The organism is Streptomyces sp. R818 (genome assembly GCF_056172735.1).
On sequence record NZ_JAOCNE010000011.1, the window covers coordinates 58,577 to 75,746 of the forward strand.

The following is a 17,170-nucleotide window of genomic DNA, read 5'->3' on the forward strand; positions in this document are numbered from 1 at the left end:
AAGCGACGGCAAAGGACCTTCCTGTACGTCCGGAGGATGTCATCCCGCGCCCGTCCCCGGCAGGGCTCTGACACGGGGTCTTGTGCGCGCGCACAACCGAGGCGGGCGGGCGCTGGGCCCGCGCAGCGATTCCCGGGCCGCCCGTGGACGGGCCGCCCGCGCGGTGCTGTCGTGAGCGCCACCGGTCCAGGGAGGGACACAGAGTGACCGATGCACAAGGGGAGGGCCTCGCCGTCGACACGATGTCGGTCGGCTACGGCCCCGTACGCGCCCTGCGCGATGTGACGCTGAAGGTGCCGCAGGGCGCCTGCGTCGCCGTGCTGGGCGGCAACGGCGCGGGGAAGTCGACGCTGCTGCGCGCCGTCTCGCGCACGCTGCAGTTCCACGGTGGGACGGTCACGTCCGGCGAGGCACGGTTCGGCGGGCGCCGGATCAGCGGCCTGTCCGCCGACCGCGTCGTGGCCGCCGGCGTCTGCCACGTACCGGAGGGGCGACGGGTGTTCGCCCGGATGACCGTCGCCGACAACCTGCGGGCCGGCGCGCTCGGCTCGACCGGCTCGCGCGCCGACAAGGCGGCGGCGCTGCGCCGCGTCCATGAACTGTTCCCGGTCCTCGCCGACCGGGCGCACCAGCGCGCCGGGCTGCTCTCCGGCGGCGAACAGCAGATGCTGGCGGTGGGCCGGGCCCTGATGGCGGGCCCGCGCCTGCTCCTGCTCGACGAGCCGTCGCTCGGCCTCGCCCCGCTGATGGCGGCCCGCATCGCCGACACGGTCCGGGAGATCAACGCCCAGGGCGTCTCGGTCCTCCTCGTCGAACAGAACGCGGCGCTCGCGCTCCGCCTCGCCTCGCACGCCTACGTCCTGGAGGTCGGCGAGATCACCCTGCACGGCCCCGCCGACGAACTGGCGGGCTCCGACGAGGTACGCCGCCGCTACCTGGGCGTCGTCGACGAGACAGCCGCGGCGGACGCCTCGGGCGGCGCGTCGCACGCCCCGGTCCTGCGGCGCTGGGGAGGAGAACGATGAGGCACCCCACCGCGACCGACGCGCTCCCCGCACCCTCCTCCGGACCCGCGCGGGAGCCGGACCGCACGCGCTTCGTCCCTAAGGCCGCCGACGGGCCTCAGTACGGTGCCGGGCACACGGCGCGGCCGGCACGCGCGGGAGGCGCCCGATGAACGCCACGACCGCCACGACCGCGACGGCCGCCGCCGACGTCCTGCCCCTGCGCGTCCGCGACCTCACCGTCCGCTTCGCCGGGCTCACCGCGCTCGACGCCATCGATTTCACCGTCGCGCCCGGCACCGTGCACGCCGTCATCGGGCCCAACGGCGCGGGCAAGTCGACCTGCTTCAACGTCCTCTCCGGCGTCTACCGCGCCACCTCCGGCACCGTCCACCTCGGTGACCAGGAACTCACCGGCCTTTCGCCGCACCGCATCGCCGGGCTCGGCGTCGCCCGGATCTTCCAGAACCTGGCCCTGCCGCCGCGCACCACGGTCGCCGACAGCCTCCTGCTCGGCCGCCACCGGCTGACCCGTACCGGCTTCGTCGCCGCCGGGCTGCGGCTGCCCTCCGCCGTCCGCGAGGAGCGCCTGCACCGCGCGCGGGTCAGGGAGATCGCCGAGTTCGTCGGCATCGCCGACCAGCTCTCCACCCCCACCGGCGCCCTGCCCTACGGGCAGCAGAAGCTCGCCGAACTCGCCCGCGCCCTGTGCATGGAGCCCCGTGTCCTGCTGCTCGACGAGCCCGTCGCCGGAATGACGGCGGACGAGCGGCGCCGTACCGCCGCCGTGATCGCGGGTGTCCGGGACAGCCTCGGCATCTCCATCGTCCTGGTCGAACACGACATGGGAGTCGTCATGCGCCTCGCCGACGAGGTCACCGTCCTCGACTTCGGCCGCCGGATCGCCGGCGGACCACCGGAGCGCGTCCAGAACGACCCGGCGGTGATCCAGGCGTACCTGGGCGCACCCGCCGAGGACGGCGAGAACGGAGCGGCCACGGCGTGACCACCTTCCTGGAACTCCTCCTCAACGGGCTCTCCATGGGCTCCGTGTACGCCCTCATCGCCCTCGGCTTCGTCGTCATCTTCCGCGCCACCGAGGTCGTCAACTTCGCCCACGCCTCGCTGCTCCTCGCGGGCGGCTACGTCACCGCCGTCCTCCACGACGACATCGGCTTCTGGCCCGCGCTCGGCGTCGGCATCGCCGCCGCGGCCGTGGTCGGCGCCGCCGTCGAGTTCTTCGTGATGCGCCGCTACCGGGGGCACGACCAGTCCGTCCTCGCCATCGTCACCATCGGCGTCGACATCCTGCTGACCACCGAACTCACCCGCCGCCTCGGCACCGACGTCCTGTCGATGGGCGACCCGTGGGGCGACGACGTACTGACCGTCGGCGGGGTGTCCATCGCGCACACCCGCATCGCCGCGTTCGTCACCGCCGCGCTGCTCATCACCGCGTTCCTGCTGGTCTTCCGCTACACGTCGTGGGGCGTCGCGATGCGCGCCGCCGCCGAGAGCGGGGAGACGGCCGCGCTCATGGGCGTACGCCTGCACCGGGTGTCGCTCGGCGCCTGGGCCGTCGCGGGCGGGCTCGCGGCCGTCGCCGCGCTGTTCCTGTGCGTGTTCCCGACACCGGGCCTGGAACGGGCCACGTCGCTCGCCGCCCTGAAGGCGTTCCCCGCCGCGATCCTCGGCGGGCTCGACTCGACCACGGGCGCGCTCGTCGGCGGCCTCGTCGTCGGCGTCACCGAGTCCCTCGCCACCGGCTACCAGAGCGAGCTGGCGTTCATGGGCCGCGGCCTCGGCGACCTCGCGCCCTACCTCGTGATGACCGTGATTCTCCTGCTGCGGCCCTCCGGCCTCTTCGGCACGAAGGAGCTGGCCCGTGTCTGACACCCTCGCCGCCACCAAGACCGCGGACCACCCGGAGCCCGACACCCCGGCCCGCTCGCTCCTCACCCGCCGCAGCAGCTACGTCATCGCCGTCTGCGCCCTGCTCCTGCTCGCCCTGCCCTTCTACCTCGACCGGTTCTGGCTCCAGGCGGGCCTCTTCGCCATGGCCGCCGCGATCGGCGCGATCGGCCTGAACCTCCTCACCGGCGCCACCGGCCAGCTCTCCATGGGCCACGCCTTCTTCCTCGCCGTCGGCGCGTACGGGTACTGCGTCTTCGCGGGGGAGCGCGGCGAGGACCTCAACGGGCTCGGCCTGCCCCCGTGGCTCGCCGCCGTCCTCGCGGTTCTTGTCGCCGGGGTCGCGGGCGGCCTGTTCAGCCCCATCGCGGGCCGCCTCAAGGGCGCGTACCTCGGCATCGCGACCCTCGCCCTGATCTTCATCGGGCAGCACGTCCTGTTCAACGCCGAGGACCTGACCGGCGGCGCCAACGGCCGCGACGTCCCCGCGATGAGCCTGTTCGGGCTCACCTTCGACGACACGCCGCTCAACGTCGCGAGCGTCCCCTTCGGCTCCGCCGAGAAGCTCTGGTACCTCGGCCTGCTGTCCCTACTCGGCTGCGGCCTCTTCGCCCGCGGAGTGCTCCGGGGACGGCCCGGCCGCGCCATGAACGCCATCCGCGACCACCGCATCGCCGCGGGCGTCCTGGGCGTCCCGGTCGCCCGCTACCGGGGCGCCGTCTTCATCCTCTCCTCGATGTACGCGGGCCTCGCCGGCGTCCTCCTGGCCCTGGTCTTCCAGCGCACGGTGCCGGACTACTTCGGCATCACGCTCTCCCTGGAGTACCTCGCCATGATCGTCATCGGCGGCCTGGGCTCGGTGGCGGGCGCGGTGGTGGGCGCCGCGTTCGTGTCGCTCCTGCCCCAGATCCTCACCCGCTACAGCGACGCCCTGCCCCTCGTCTCGGCCCCCGGCACCGGCGGCGTCGCCCCGGGCGAGGCATCCCGCTACCTCTACGGCGCCGCCGTGGTGGCAGTGGTCCTGTTCCTACCGGGCGGTCTCGTGCAACTCGCCCGTCGCACCCGGAAACACCCTCAGGAGGAATCATGACCGCCCGTACGCGCCCCACCCGCACGCTCACGGTGACCACCGTGGCCGCGCTGCTCGCGCTCACCGCCGCGTGCAGCAACAAGGCCGAGGACGGGGGAGGGGACGAGAAGCAGAGCGCGGGCGGCATCAAGACCGGCCAGGGCATCTCGGGCAAGACCATCGACCTCGGCGTCCTCACCGACATGACCGGCGTCTACGCGACCCTCGGCAAGAGCGTCACGCAGGCCCAGCAGCTCTACGTCAAGCAGGTCAACGCCGACGGCGGCATCTGCGGATACCAGCTCAAGCTCACCGTCCGCGACCACGGCTACGACCCGCAGAAGGCCGTCGCCGGCTACACGGAGCTGTCCCCGAAGGTCCTCGGCTTCACCCAGTTCATCGGCTCGCCGTTCGTCGCGGCGGTCGAGAAGCGCATCGACGCGGACAAGACCCTGGTCCTTCCGCAGGCCTGGTCCTCGAACCTCCTCGGCAGCTCGTACGTCCGCATCATCGGCTCCACGTACGACATCGAGACGATCAACGCGATCGACTTCCTGATGAAGGAGAAGGGGCTGAAGAAGGGCGACAAGCTCGGCCACGTCTACTTCGAGGGCGACTACGGCGAGAGCGCGCTCAAGGGCTCGAAGTTCATGGCCAAGGAGGCCGGGCTCACCGTCGTCGAGCAGAAGATCAAGCCCACCGACAACGACATGACCGCGCAGGTCGCCGCCCTGAAGAAGGCGGGTGTCAAGGCCATCGTGATCAGCGCGGGCCCCCGCCAGGCGGCGTCCCTGGTCGGTGTCGCGGCGGCGGCGAAGCTGATGGTCCCGGTCATCGGCAACAACTCGGCGTACGCCCCCCAGCTCCTCGGCACGCAGGCGGCCCCGGCCCTCCTCGCCAACTACTACGTCGCCTCGCCGTCCCTGCCCATCGGCGCGGACACCCCGGAGGCGAAGAAGCTGGTCGCCGACTACAAGAAGGCGTACCCGAAGGACGGCCTGGACAACGGCGTCGTGGCGGGCTGGACCGCCGCCGGCGTCTTCGGCGAGGCCCTGAAGAAGGCGTGCGAGTCGAAGGACCTGACCCGCGAGAGCGTCGACAAGGCGCTGCTCTCCCTCAACGGCTACGACATGGGCTTCGGCGTCGACCAGAACTTCACCGACCCCAAGGCCCCGTCCTCCTACAAGTCGGTCATCCTCCAGCCCGACAAGGCGGCGGTGGGCGGCTTGAAGGTGGTGCAGCAGCCCGGAGAGGCCGCGGAGGCGAAGACGTACACGCAGAGCGCAGGCTGAGTAGCGCCCCGCAAGGGGCGCGGGGAACTGCGCGAGCAACCACGACGAGCCGGCACCCGCAAGCCGGCACATGCCGTTACGGCGCGTAGGCACGAAGCACGAGGGGCCCGAGCCACTGAAGGCTCGGGCCCCTCGTCACGCCGCCCAGGGGCGCGGGGAACTGCGCGACCAGCCACGATGGCGCGGTACCCGCCCCAGGACGGCCGCCCCTGCGGCGCCCAGGCGCAAAAGAACGGTGGGCCCGAGCCGAAAGGCTCGGGCCCACCGTTCACGCGCTGCGTCGGCCTACGACTGGGCCCGCGCCTCACGCCGGTTGTCCCGGAAGTTGTTCACCCGCCGCGCAGTGGCGAACAGCGGAATGACGGCCCCGAGCACGAGCTGCAGCGCACAGCCCGTCTGGAGCAGCAGCTGTCCCCCGGGCGCGTCGAACGCCCAGGCCGCGAGCAGCCCCATGCTGAGCACGATCCAGGACAGCATCGCCACCGCGAGGCGCCCGCGCGGCTTCGGGTACTCGACCCGGCTGACCATGAGCCACGCCGTACCGATGATGGCCAGCAGAGTGGCCACGAAGGGCAGCTCGAGCAGCACGATCGACACGACGGTCAGCGCCCCGAACGGCGACGGCATCCCCTGGAACGTGCCGTCCTTCACGGTCACGCACGAGAACCGCGCAAGCCGCAGCACCACCGCCAACAGCACCACGATGGCCCCGACGGCCGCGACTCTCTGGTGCGCGTCGTCGGCGACCATGCCGTACACGAGCACGAAGTACGCGGGCGCGAGCCCGAAGCTGATGAGGTCCGAGAGGTTGTCCAGCTCGGCGCCCATCGGCGAGGAACGCAGCTTGCGGGCGACCAGACCGTCGAACAGGTCGAAGATCGCGGCGGCGAGCATGAGGATCACGGCGGTCGCGGCGGAGTGCCGCGCCATGCCGGAGTCGTTGCTCCCCTGGATGTGCGGGATGAGGATGCCGGTCGTCGTGAAGTAGACCGCCATGAAGCCGCACGTGGCGTTGCCGAGGGTGAGGGTGTCCGCTATCGACAGGCGCAGTGAGAGCGGCATCTCCTCCGCGTCGTCCACCTCGTCGTTGTCGCTCACGGGCACCCAGCCTGCCTGGGTCTCCGGATCAGTCACGGTCAATTCGAGTCACCCCTGCCACGGTCTTCTGGCCGACCTCCACGTCGACCTCCACGCCCTCGGGCAGGTAGATGTCGACGCGCGAGCCGAACCGGATCAGACCGATGCGCTCGCCCTGCTCGACCTTGGTGCCACGCGGGATGTAGGGCACGATGCGGCGGGCGACGGCGCCGGCGATCTGGATCATCTCGATGTCACCGAGCTCGGTGTCGAAGTGCCAGACGACGCGCTCGTTGTTCTCGCTCTCCTTGTTGAACGCCGGGACGAAACCGCCCGGGATGTGTTCGACGGAGGTCACGGTGCCCGCGAGGGGAGCGCGGTTGACGTGCACGTTCAGCGGGCTCATGAAGATCGCGACGCGGGTGCGGCCGTCCTTCCACGGCATGATGCTCTGCACCACGCCGTCGGCGGGCGAGATGACCCGGCCCTCGGCGATCTCGCGCTCGGGGTCGCGGAAGAACCAGAGCATGCCGGCCGCCAGAGCGGTGGCCGGGACGGCGAGCGCCGCCGCGTTCTTCGAACGGCGCGAACGGGCCAGGCTCAGTGCGGCCGTGGCCACGGTCGGGAGAAGCCACGGCGATGCTCCGCGCGCAAGGCGACCACCGAGGAAGCCGTCGCGAGGTGCAGAGGTTTGGCTGTGGGGCATGGATGACCTTCGTAGCGGATGAGGCCGCGCTGGTTACGGGGGGACGGCGGCTTTTCCGAGGAATGCTATCGGTTGCGAGCCACAACTGGGCAAGCCAGGAAGCCGAGTCGGCGGCCGAAGAGTGCTGACGGGGTGTGATCTTCCTTGCGAAGAAAACACCCCGAAATAGGACATCTCGCCAGGCTCAGCCCTGGACTCGATACTCTTCGAGCAGTCGACGACCAATGATCATTTTCTGGATTTCGGCGGTACCTTCACCGATCAGCAGCATCGGCGCCTCGCGGTACAGGCGCTCGATCTCGTACTCCTTGGAGAACCCGTATCCACCGTGGATACGGAACGCGTCCTCCACGACTTCTTTGCAGTATTCGGAGGCCAGGTACTTGGCCATTCCCGCTTCGAGGTCGTTTCGTTCCCCGGAGTCCTTTTTGCGTGCCGCGTTGACCATCATCGCATGAGCGGCCTCGACCTTGGTGGCCATTTCGGCCAACTTGAACTGGATGGCCTGGTGCTGGGCGATCGGCTTGCCGAAAGTGTGACGTTGCTGGGCATAGGAGACGCCGAGTTCGAAAGCACGCTGCGCGACACCGCAACCACGGGCCGCCACATTCACGCGCCCGACCTCGACGCCGTCCATCATTTGGTAAAACCCTCGGCCGGTCTGTCCGCCAAGTACACGATTGGCTGGAATGCGTAGCCCGTCCATGATCAATTCGGTGGTGTCGACACCCTTGTAACCCATCTTGTCGATCTTCCCGGGGATGGTGAGACCGGGGCGGACCTCACCGAATCCGGGCTCCTTCTCGACGAGGAAGGTCGTCATCGACTTGTGCGGAGCCGTGTCCTCGGCATGACCTTCATCACTCCGAGTGAGAACCGCCACAAGTGTTGACGTTCCGCCGTTGGTCAGCCACATCTTCTGACCGTTCAGGACGTACTCGTCGCCGTCCTTGACCGCCTTCGATGTGATCGCTGACACATCGGAGCCGAGCGCCGGCTCGGACATCGAGAACGCGCCGCGCACTTCGCCCAGCGCCATCCGCGGCAGGAAGTGGTCCTTCTGCTCCTGCGTGCCGTGCTGCTTGAGCATGTACGCCACGATGAAGTGCGTGTTGATGATGCCGGAGACCGACATCCAGCCGCGCGCTATCTCCTCCACGCACAGCGCGTACGTGAGCAGCGACTCGCCGAGCCCCCCGTACTCCTCCGGGATCATGAGCCCGAACAGGCCGAGATCCTTGAGTCCGTCGACGATCTGCTGGGGGTACTCGTCGCGGTGCTCAAGATCGGTGGCGACCGGGATGATCTCCTTGTCCACGAAGTCCCGCACCGTGGAGAGGATTTCCTGCTGGACGTCGGTGAGACCGGCGGTCTGGGCGAGTCGCGCCATGACTACTTCTCCTGGGACTTGAGGGCCGGGCGGCCGGGCTGTTCGCCGCCGCGCTCCTTGATGTACGTCTCGGTGGGCACCATCACCTTGCGGCGGAAGACGCAGACGAGCGTGCCGTCCTGCTTGTAGCCCTTGGTCTCGACGTACACGATTCCGCGGTCGCTCTTGGACCTGGACGGGGTCTTGTCCAGGACCGTCGTCTCGCCGTAGATCGTGTCGCCGTGGAAGGTCGGCGCCACGTGCTTGAGCGACTCCACCTCCAGGTTGGCGATGGCCTTGCCGGAGACGTCCGGCACGGACATGCCGAGCAGCAGGGAGTAGATGTAGTTGCCGACGACGACGTTCTTGCCGAAGTCGGTCGTGGACTCCGCGTAGTTGGCGTCCATGTGGAGCGGGTGGTGGTTCATCGTGAGCAGGCAGAACAGGTGGTCGTCATACTCGGTGACCGTCTTCCCGGGCCAGTGCTTGTAGACGTCCCCGACGGTGAACTCTTCGTAGGTGCGGCCGAATTGCATGGTGTCTTACGCCTCCGGGGCTTCGAACTTCGACGTGCGGCGCATACCGGCCGCGCGGCCCTTCCCGGAGATGACGAGCGCCATCTTCCGGCTCGCCTCGTCGATCATCTCGTCGCCGAGCATCGCCGAGCCCTTCTTGCCGCCCGCCTCGGACGTGTAGTACTCGTACGCGTCCAGGATCAGCTCGGCGTGGTCGTAGTCCTCCTGCGAGGGGGAGGAAGACCTCGTTGGCCGCACCGGACTTCATGTTGATCGACGCCATGAAGTCGGCCGGGCCGAAGATGATCGTCTCGATGCGCGGGGACGCCTCGGCGATGGCGTTGACGTTGTTCAGGCCCCGCGCGTTCTCGATCTGCGCCTCGATGCCGATCTTGCCGACCTCGAAGCCCATCGTCTTCTCGATCTGCGTGAGCAGCAGGTCCAGGGCGACGACCTGGTCGGCCGTCTGGACCTTCGGGAGCATGATGCAGTCGAGGTTCGGGCCCGCGCCCTCGACGACGGTCACGACGTCGCGGTAGGTCCACTCGGTCGTCCAGTCGTTGACCCGCACGACGCGCGTCTTGCCCGTCCAGTCGCCCTCGTTGAGGAACTTGACGATGGTGTGCCGGGCCTCCGGCTTGGCGAGCGGCGCGCAGGCGTCCTCCAGGTCGAGGAAGACCTGGTCGGCGGCCAGGCCCTGGGCCTTCTCCAGGAAGCGGGGGTTCGACCCGGGCACCGCGAGGCAGGAGCGGCGCGGACGGAGACGGTTGACCTGTGTCATGCGGGGACCTCCAGTGGGTCGAGCTTGTTCGCTAGCCGGATCTCGTCGACGATACGGCCGATGATCTCCGTGATGCCGAAGTCCTTGGGGGTGAACACGGCGGCGACACCCGCCCGTTTCAGCTCCTCGGCGTCGGCGTTCGGAATGATGCCGCCGACGATCACGGGGATGTCGGTGGCGCCCGCCTCGCGCAGCCGGGCGAGGACGTCGGGCACCAGCTCGGCGTGCGACCCGGACAGGATCGACAGGCCGACGCAGTGCACGTCCTCGGCGAGCGCGGCGGACACGATCTGCTCGGGGGTGAGCCGGATGCCCTGGTAGACCACCTCGAACCCGGCGTCGCGGGCCCGGACGGCGATCTGCTCGGCGCCGTTGGAGTGTCCGTCCAGGCCGGGCTTGCCGACGAGGAGGCGCAGCTTGCCGCCCAGCTCCTCTCCCGTGCGGCGGACCTTCTCGCGGACCTGGGCGAGCGGCGTGCCCTCCTCGGCGGTCACCGCGACCGGCGCGGACGAGACGCCGGTCGGCGCCCGGAACTCGCCGAACACCTCGCGAAGGGCCTCGGACCACTCGCCCGTCGTGACCCCGGCGCGGGCGCATTCGAGGGTGGCCTCCATGAGGTTCTCGGTGCCGGCCGCGGCCTCCTTCAGGCGCTCGATGGTCTGCTGGGTCGTCGGGTAGTGGAACGGGTCGCCCATGCCCTGGCGGTCGGTCGACTCCTGGCGCGTGGTGCGCCACTCGCCGATCGCCCGCACGACCCGCGCCTCCACCTGGGGGTCGACCGTCATGATCGCCGCGTCCAGGTCGGCGGTGAGCGGGTTCGGCTCCGTCGACTCGTAGATGTTGACGCCGACGATCTTCTCCTCGCCGCCCTCGATCCGCGCCCGGCGCTCCGCGTGCGAGGAGACGAGCTGGGACTTGAGGTAGCCCGACTCGACGGCGGCCATCGCGCCGCCCATCTCCTGGATCCGGTCGATCTCGGCGAGGGACTCGGCGACCAGCGCGTCGACCTTCTTCTCGATGACGTGGCTGCCCGCGAAGATGTCCTCGTACTCCAGGAGGTCGCTCTCGTGGGCGAGGACCTGCTGGATGCGGAGCGACCACTGCTGGTCCCAGGGCCGGGGGAGGCCCAACGCCTCGTTCCAGGCCGGGAGTTGGACGGCACGCGCGCGTGCGTCCTTCGACAGCGTCACGGCCAGCATCTCGAGCACGATCCGCTGGACGTTGTTCTCCGGCTGCGCCTCGGTCAGTCCCAGCGAGTTGACCTGGACGCCGTAGCGGAAGCGGCGCTGCTTCGCGTTCTCGATGCCGTACCGCTCGCGCGTGATCTGGTCCCAGATCCGCCCGAACGCCCGCATCTTGCACATCTCCTCGATGAAGCGGACGCCCGCGTTCACGAAGAAGGAGATACGGGCCACGACGTCCCCGAACTTCTCGGCGGGGACCTGCCCTGAGTCGCGTACGGCATCGAGAACGGCGATGGCGGTGGACATCGCGTACGCGATCTCCTGGACCGGTGTGGCCCCCGCCTCCTGGAGGTGGTACGAGCAGATGTTGATCGGGTTCCACTTGGGGATGTGGGAGACCGTGTAGGCGATCATGTCGGTCGTCAGGCGGAGCGAGGGCCCCGGCGGGAACACGTGGGTGCCCCGCGACAGGTACTCCTTGACGATGTCGTTCTGCGTCGTGCCCTGGAGGGCCGCGATGTCGAGGCCCTGCTCCTCGGCGACGACCTGGTAGAGCGCCAGAAGCCACATCGCCGTGGCGTTGATGGTCATCGAGGTGTTCATCCGGTCCAGGGGGATGTCCTGGAACAGCCGCCGCATGTCACCGAGGTGCGAGACCGGCACGCCGACTCGGCCGACCTCGCCGCGGGCGAGGATGTGGTCCGGGTCGTAGCCGGTCTGGGTCGGCAGGTCGAAAGCGACCGACAGACCCGTCTGCCCCTTGGCGAGGTTGCGCCGGTACAGCTCGTTGGACGCCTCGGCCGTGGAGTGACCGGCATAGGTGCGCATCAACCACGGGCGATCTTTCTGACGCTCACTCATGAGCCCTTGCCCCTCCCCGGTCTCAGACGTTGCGGAAGCGGTTGATCGCGTCGATGTGCTGGGCGCGCTTGTCGTGGTCGCGCACGCCGAGGCCCTCCTTGGGGGCGAGCGCGAGGACGCCGACCTTGCCCTGGTGGAGGTTGCGGTGCACGTCGTACGCGGCCTGGCCGGTGTCCTCCAGGGCGTACGTCTTCGAGAGCGTCGGGTGGATCTTGCCCTTGGCGATCAGGCGGTTGGCCTCCCACGCCTCGCGGTAGTTGGCGAAGTGCGAGCCGATGATCCGCTTCAGCGACATCCACAGGTAGCGGTTGTCGTACTCGTGCATGTAGCCCGAGGTGGAGGCGCAGGTGGTGATGGTGCCGCCCTTGCGGGTGACGTAGACGGAGGCGCCGAAGGTCTCGCGGCCGGGGTGCTCGAAGACGATGTCGATGTCCTCGCCGCCGGTGAACTCGCGGATGCGCTTGCCGAAGCGCTTCCACTCCTTGGGGTCCTGGGTGCGCTCGTCCTTCCAGAACTTGTAGCCCTCGGCGTTGCGGTCGATGATCGCCTCGGCGCCCATCTTCCGGCAGATGTCCGCCTTCTGCTCGCTGGAGACGACGCAGATGGGGTTGGCGCCGCCCGCGAGCGCGAACTGCGTGGCGTAGGAGCCGAGTCCGCCGCTCGCACCCCAGATCAGGACGTTGTCGCCCTGCTTCATGCCGGCGCCGTTGCGCGAGACGAGCTGGCGGTAGGCGGTGGAGTTGACCAGGCCGGGGGCCGCCGCCTCCTCCCAGCTCAGGTGGTCCGGCTTCGGCATCAGCTGGTTGGACTTGACGAGCGCGATCTCCGCCAGGCCGCCGAAGTTCGTCTCGAAGCCCCAGATGCGCTGCTCGGGGTCGAGCATCGTGTCGTTGTGGCCGTCGGAGGACTCCAGCTCGACACTCAGGCAGTGCGCGACGACCTCGTCACCGGGGTTCCAGGCGTTGACGCCGGGACCGGTGCGCAGGACGACGCCCGCGAGGTCGGAGCCGATGATGTGGTACGGCAGGTCGTGGCGCTTGGTCAGCTCGCTGAGGCGGCCGTAGCGCTCCAGGAAGCTGAAGGTGGAGACCGGCTCGAAGATCGAGGTCCACACCGAGTTGTAGTTGACCGAGGAGGCCATGACGGCCACGAGGGCCTCGCCGGGGCCGAGTTCGGGCACCGGCACCTCGTCCAGGTGGATCGACTTGCGCGGGTCCTTCTCGCGGGAGTCGAGCCCCGCGAACATCTCCGCCTCGTCCTTGTGCACGGTGATCGCGCGGTACGAGTCGGGCAGCGGCAGGGCGGCGAAGTCGGCGGACGTGGCGGTCTGCGACTGGATCGCGTCCAGGATTTCCTTCACGGTGGTGCCTCCGGCGGTGAGCGTCTGAGGGGAACGCTGAGTCGGGGTGGTGTGGCTGCTGATGAGGGGTGGGGCGTGCCGTCGGTTTCGGCTGGGTGGTGCGTGGCAGCGCTTGGTGTGGCGCGGAAGGTTGCCTGTGACGCAGGCGTCCGGGCGCGCGGAACCACGGTCGGTCGTGGCCCTGCGGGGACAGCCGGCGTACGGAAGTTCTCTGTACGCCGGCCGCCCGGACTTCCTTCAACGTATGGCACACCGTGACAGCTTGCAAGGCACTCCGTGCCACAGATTTCGCTCAGGTGTCATGTTTGGGAAACAGGTGAGCGATGATCGATCATTCGAGGTCAGGGCAGGGTTACCGCCGCGTACGGGGATCGATGATCGATCACGCGGTGTCGGGGAGGGTGAGGCGGCGCACGCAAAAGGCCCCTGACGTGGCACTCCGTGCCAGGTCAGGGGCCGTGCTCGTGCGGTGCGGCTCTAGCGGTTCCTGAGCGCTTCCTCGATGGTGCGCATGACCTCCGGGAGCGGCGCGTCCGTGCGCGCCACCGTCACGAGCACCTCGCCCGAGTGCGACACCTGCGCCGCCGGGGGAGCGGCGGGCGTGCGCCCCGCCCCGATGCCGCTGCCGAACGTACGGCGCACGATGGCGAAGGCGTGGTCCAGCTGCGCCTCGACGTCGCCCTGGCCGCCCGCCCGCAGCCAGCGCCGCAGGACATGGTTGTGGGCGGTGACGACGGCGGAGGCGGCGACCTCGGCGAGCAGCGGGTCGTCGTTGCCGTCGTGGTGCGCCTGCTCGTCGAAGTGGCCGAGGAGGTAGCGGGTGAAAAGCCGCTCGTAGCGGGAGACCGAGGCGATCTCGGCCTGGCGCAGCGTCGGCACCTCGCGGGTGAGCTGGTAGCGCGCCACGGCCACCGCGGGCGCCCCCGCGTACATCTTCATGACTTCCTTGATGCCCCGGCAGACGGTGTCCAGCGGGTGCTCCAGGGGCGGCGCCGCGTTCAGGACCGCCTCGGCGCGCACCAGGGTGTCGTCGTGGTCCGGGAAGATCGCCTCTTCCTTGGAACGGAAGTGGCGGAAGAAGGTGCGGCGGGCGACGCCCGCCTGTGCGGCGATCTCGTCGACCGTCGTCGCCTCGTACCCCTTCGTGGCGAAGAGCTCCATCGCCGCCGCGGCCAGCTCACGGCGCATCTTGAGCCGCTGGGCGGCCGCCCGGTTGCCGGCGGCGCTCTCCGGGGCGTCGGTCGTGGCGGAGGTACGGGAGGACTGGTCGGCCTTGGGCATGGACCGAACGTACTGCATGTACGTTCCAAAAGGCTCCCCGGTGAGCGGGCCGCCCGGCGCTCCGAGCAGCCCGCCCCAGCCGTTTCCGGCCCCCTGGTCCGGCTCAGCGCCGGGCATATTCGCGGAAGCCACGCCCCGTCTTGCGCCCGAGGCAGCCCGCGGCCACCAGGTGTTCGAGCAGCGGCGCGGGCGCGAGGCCCGGGTCGCGGAACTCGTGGTGGAGCACCTTCTCGATGGCGAGGGAGACGTCAAGGCCGACCACGTCGAGGAGTTCGAACGGGCCCATCGGGTAGCCGCCGCCGAGCTTCATCGCGGCGTCGATGTCGTCGAGCGTGGCGTAGTGCTCCTGCACCATCTTGATCGCGTTGTTCAGGTACGGGAACAGCAAAGCGTTCACGATGAACCCGGCCCGGTCGCCGCAGTCCACCGGGTGCTTGCGGACCGCGACGGTCAGGGCCCGGACGGTGGCGTGCACGTCGTCCGTGGTCAGGACGGTCCGCACGACCTCGACGAGCTTCATCGCCGGGGCCGGGTTGAAGAAGTGCATGCCGATGACGTCCTGCGGGCGCGCGGTGGCGCGGGCGAGGGCGACGACGGGCAGCGACGAGGTCGTGGTGGCGAGGATCGCGCCGGGCTTGCAGACCTTGTCGAACACGGCGAACAGCTGCCGCTTGATCTCCAGGTCCTCGGCGACCGCCTCCAGGGCCAGATCGACGTCGGCGAACGCGTCGTAGGTCCCGGCGGGCGTGATGCGCGCGAGGGTCTGCTCGGCGGCCTCCGCCGTCATCCGGCCCTTGTCGACGGAGCGGGAGAGTGATGTGCCGATACGGGCCTTGGCCTTGTCGGCCTTCTCCTCGCTGCGGGCGGCGAGGACGACGTCGTAGCCCGCCTTCGCGAAGACCTCGGCGATGCCGGACGCCATCGTGCCCGAGCCCGCGACGCCGACGGAGCGGACGGTGCGGGTGGCGCCCGCGCCGGCGCCGTCCGTCGGCGTCAGCGCGTCCGGCACGACGACCGCGCTGCCCGGCTCCTCGTACATGTAGAAGCCGCGGCCCGCCTTGCGCCCGGTCAGGCCCGCCTCGCTGAGCTGCTTGAGGACGGGCGCGGGCGCGTGCAGCCGGTCGTGCGACTCCGCGTACATGGCGTCGAGCACGGTGCGCGCGGTGTCGATCCCGATGAGGTCGAGCAGCGCGAGCGGACCCATCGGCAGGCCGCAGCCGAGCCGCATCGCGGCGTCGATGTCCTCGCGGGACGCGTACTTGGCCTCGTACATGGCGGCGGCCTGGTTGAGGTAGCCGAAGAGCAGGCCGTCGGCGACGAAGCCGGGCCGGTCGCCGACCGCGACGGGCTCCTTGCCCAGTTCCAGCGCGAGGTCGGTGACGGCGGCGACCGCGACCGGCGCGGTCAGCACGCTGGAGACGACCTCGACGAGCTTCATCGCCGGGGCCGGGTTGAAGAAGTGCAGGCCGAGGACGCGCTCGGGGCGCGCGGAGTCGGCGGCGAGCCGGGTCACGGACAGCGCGTTGGTACCGGTGGCGAGGATCGTCGCGGGCCGCACGATCGAGTCGAGGGCACGGAAGATCTGCTGCTTGATCTCGTACGACTCCGGGGCGACCTCGATGACCAGGTCGGCCTCGGCCGCCGCCTGCAGATCCGTGAACGTGCGGAACCGGGCGAGCAGTTCGGCCCGCTCCTGCCCGGTGAGGTGGCCGCGGCGCTCCGCACGCGCCGTCGAGCCCTCCAGGGCCACGACGGCCTGCGCGGCGGCCGTCTCGCTGATGTCGATGCCGATGACCTCGCGGCCGGCGCGGGCGAGGACCTCGGCGATGCCGGTGCCCATGGTGCCCAGGCCGACGACGGCCACGGTAGAGATGCGGGACAGGGGAGCGTCCATCCGGGAACTCCAGAGGTGAGGGTGGTGTGCCGTGCCAACTGCACCGCTGAGCACGGGGAATCCGACCGGCCCTGTCCCGGAGCCAGGTCGTGCTGTGAAGACGTCGGCAGCGTGTACCGAACCGACCGCACTCGCGGCGGCTGCGTCACCAGGCCGCTCCGAGTGGTACTGCGGGAAGTGTGCCCCGCTCAGATGAGATTAACCAGTGAGTAACGAGCGCGCCAGCCCTCGTCGTTGTCCAGTCGCTGTGATCTACGTCGCCGTAGACCCCCCGCGTCTACCCTCGTCCTCATGGACGAAGAGTCGCGAACGGTGACGGAACGCATCCGGAAGGAATCCGGCGGGACGCCCGCCTTCGACCGCCTGGCCGCAACGCGTGACCCGGACGAGCTGGCCGCGGTGCTCACCGCACCGCAACAGCCCCTCTGGGCTCGTGAGTTCGCCGCCTACCGGCTGGGGCTCGCCGGTGACAGCCGCGCCTTCGAATCCCTCGTCCTGCTCCTGAACCACCGCGATCCGGAACGCTGCGCCGCCGCGGCGCAGGCCCTGGCGGCCCTGCGCGACCCGCGCACCGCCCGCGCGGCGGCGGCCCTCGCGACCAATGAACTCCGTGTCGCCTACGCCCTCCACCCGGTCCGGCTGCTCACTCAGCTCAGAGCCCCGGAGTCGGCCCCGGCGCTCATCACGACCCTCCGCCGCCGTCTCGCCCCGCACGATCCGTACCGCAAGGTGGCCCTGGCCTGTGTGGAGGGGCTCGGCAGCCTCGCCGACCCCCGCGCGCGGGAGGTCCTCACGGAGGCGGCGACCCACCCGCGCCTGGCGATGGCGGCGGCCGCGGCCCTGGCCCGCTTACCGCAGGAGTGACC

General features: G+C 69.9%; 14 protein-coding genes and 1 pseudogene. 6 read left to right on the forward strand and 9 right to left on the reverse strand.

Features of this window, described 5'->3' with window-relative positions:
- Positions 1-242: 242 nt before the first annotated feature.
- The 5 genes from N5I75_RS25115 to N5I75_RS25135 all read left to right on the forward strand — a co-directional run bounded on the left by N5I75_RS25115 (position 243) and on the right by N5I75_RS25135 (position 5,276).
- The gene (locus N5I75_RS25115; protein ID WP_476681272.1) at positions 243-1,025 is read left to right on the forward strand and encodes an ABC transporter ATP-binding protein; all 783 of its coding nucleotides are present in this window, start codon (positions 243-245) and stop codon (positions 1,023-1,025) included.
- A 148-nt stretch (positions 1,026-1,173) separates the two neighbouring features.
- Positions 1,174-2,010, forward strand: a complete 837-nt coding sequence (locus N5I75_RS25120) for an ABC transporter ATP-binding protein (protein ID WP_476680848.1) — start codon at positions 1,174-1,176, stop codon at positions 2,008-2,010.
- A complete protein-coding gene (locus N5I75_RS25125; RefSeq protein ID WP_476680850.1) occupies positions 2,007-2,897 on the forward strand; it encodes a branched-chain amino acid ABC transporter permease in 891 nt (296 codons plus the stop codon). The genes N5I75_RS25120 and N5I75_RS25125 overlap by 4 nt, the downstream gene beginning before the upstream one ends.
- On the forward strand, positions 2,890-4,005 hold the full coding sequence (locus N5I75_RS25130; RefSeq protein ID WP_476680852.1) for a branched-chain amino acid ABC transporter permease: 1,116 nt from the start codon (positions 2,890-2,892) through the stop codon (positions 4,003-4,005). The genes N5I75_RS25125 and N5I75_RS25130 overlap by 8 nt, the downstream gene beginning before the upstream one ends.
- Positions 4,002-5,276 carry an ABC transporter substrate-binding protein gene (locus N5I75_RS25135; RefSeq protein ID WP_476680854.1) on the forward strand — a complete coding sequence of 425 codons (1,275 nt, stop codon included), beginning with the start codon at positions 4,002-4,004 and terminating at the stop codon, positions 5,274-5,276. Before N5I75_RS25130 ends, N5I75_RS25135 begins: the two co-directional genes overlap by 4 nt.
- 285 nt (positions 5,277-5,561) lie before the next feature.
- Here the strand turns inward: N5I75_RS25135 and pssA are convergent, their stop codons facing one another.
- The 9 genes and pseudogenes from pssA to N5I75_RS25180 all read right to left on the reverse strand — a co-directional run bounded on the left by pssA (position 5,562) and on the right by N5I75_RS25180 (position 16,304).
- On the reverse strand, positions 5,562-6,374 hold the full coding sequence (gene pssA, locus N5I75_RS25140) for a CDP-diacylglycerol--serine O-phosphatidyltransferase (RefSeq protein WP_476680856.1): 813 nt from the start codon (positions 6,372-6,374) through the stop codon (positions 5,562-5,564).
- Positions 6,375-6,402: 28 nt separating this feature from the next.
- Complete coding sequence (locus N5I75_RS25145; protein ID WP_476680858.1) at positions 6,403-7,059, reverse strand: phosphatidylserine decarboxylase; 657 nt, start codon at positions 7,057-7,059, stop codon at positions 6,403-6,405.
- 184 nt (positions 7,060-7,243) lie between these two features.
- On the reverse strand, positions 7,244-8,449 hold the full coding sequence (locus N5I75_RS25150; RefSeq protein ID WP_476680860.1) for an acyl-CoA dehydrogenase family protein: 1,206 nt from the start codon (positions 8,447-8,449) through the stop codon (positions 7,244-7,246).
- Between the two features lie 2 nt (positions 8,450-8,451).
- Positions 8,452-8,964, reverse strand: coding sequence for a MaoC family dehydratase (locus N5I75_RS25155; protein ID WP_476680862.1), 513 nt, complete (start codon positions 8,962-8,964; stop codon positions 8,452-8,454).
- Between the two features lie 6 nt (positions 8,965-8,970).
- Positions 8,971-9,724, reverse strand: a pseudogene (locus tag N5I75_RS25160) (HpcH/HpaI aldolase/citrate lyase family protein).
- Positions 9,721-11,769 (reverse strand): protein meaA, encoded by a 2,049-nt coding sequence (locus tag N5I75_RS25165; RefSeq protein ID WP_476680864.1) that lies wholly within the window; start codon positions 11,767-11,769, stop codon positions 9,721-9,723. Before N5I75_RS25165 ends, N5I75_RS25160 begins: the two are co-directional and overlap by 4 nt.
- Positions 11,770-11,791: 22 nt before the next feature.
- Positions 11,792-13,129, reverse strand: coding sequence for a crotonyl-CoA carboxylase/reductase (gene ccrA, locus N5I75_RS25170; RefSeq protein ID WP_476680866.1), 1,338 nt, complete (start codon positions 13,127-13,129; stop codon positions 11,792-11,794).
- A 477-nt stretch (positions 13,130-13,606) separates the two neighbouring features.
- Positions 13,607-14,428 carry a TetR family transcriptional regulator gene (locus N5I75_RS25175; protein WP_476680868.1) on the reverse strand — a complete coding sequence of 274 codons (822 nt, stop codon included), beginning with the start codon at positions 14,426-14,428 and terminating at the stop codon, positions 13,607-13,609.
- An 85-nt stretch (positions 14,429-14,513) separates the two neighbouring features.
- Positions 14,514-16,304: a 3-hydroxyacyl-CoA dehydrogenase family protein gene (locus tag N5I75_RS25180; RefSeq protein ID WP_476680870.1), complete on the reverse strand. Its 1,791-nt coding sequence runs from the start codon at positions 16,302-16,304 to the stop codon at positions 14,514-14,516.
- Between the two features lie 291 nt (positions 16,305-16,595).
- Here N5I75_RS25180 and N5I75_RS25185 point away from each other — a divergent pair, with 291 nt between their 5' ends.
- Complete coding sequence (locus N5I75_RS25185) at positions 16,596-17,168, forward strand: adenylosuccinate lyase (RefSeq protein WP_476680872.1); 573 nt, start codon at positions 16,596-16,598, stop codon at positions 17,166-17,168.
- Positions 17,169-17,170 lie beyond the last annotated feature (2 nt).

What these genes read in the sequence shown, in the direction of transcription:
- N5I75_RS25115 (WP_476681272.1), top strand. Translation starts at nt 243, where the DNA reads ATGTCGGTCGGCTACGGCCCCGTACGCGCCCTGCGCGATGTGACGCTG.
- N5I75_RS25120 (WP_476680848.1), top strand. Translation starts at nt 1,174, where the DNA reads ATGAACGCCACGACCGCCACGACCGCGACGGCCGCCGCCGACGTCCTG.
- N5I75_RS25135 (WP_476680854.1), top strand. Translation starts at nt 4,002, where the DNA reads ATGACCGCCCGTACGCGCCCCACCCGCACGCTCACGGTGACCACCGTG.
- N5I75_RS25180 (WP_476680870.1), bottom strand. Translation starts at nt 16,304, where the DNA reads ATGGACGCTCCCCTGTCCCGCATCTCTACCGTGGCCGTCGTCGGCCTG.
- N5I75_RS25145 (WP_476680858.1), bottom strand. Translation starts at nt 7,059, where the DNA reads ATGCCCCACAGCCAAACCTCTGCACCTCGCGACGGCTTCCTCGGTGGT.
- N5I75_RS25175 (WP_476680868.1), bottom strand. Translation starts at nt 14,428, where the DNA reads ATGCAGTACGTTCGGTCCATGCCCAAGGCCGACCAGTCCTCCCGTACC.
- N5I75_RS25185 (WP_476680872.1), top strand. Translation starts at nt 16,596, where the DNA reads ATGGACGAAGAGTCGCGAACGGTGACGGAACGCATCCGGAAGGAATCC.
- N5I75_RS25165 (WP_476680864.1), bottom strand. Translation starts at nt 11,769, where the DNA reads ATGAGTGAGCGTCAGAAAGATCGCCCGTGGTTGATGCGCACCTATGCC.
- N5I75_RS25155 (WP_476680862.1), bottom strand. Translation starts at nt 8,964, where the DNA reads ATGCAATTCGGCCGCACCTACGAAGAGTTCACCGTCGGGGACGTCTAC.
- N5I75_RS25150 (WP_476680860.1), bottom strand. Translation starts at nt 8,449, where the DNA reads ATGGCGCGACTCGCCCAGACCGCCGGTCTCACCGACGTCCAGCAGGAA.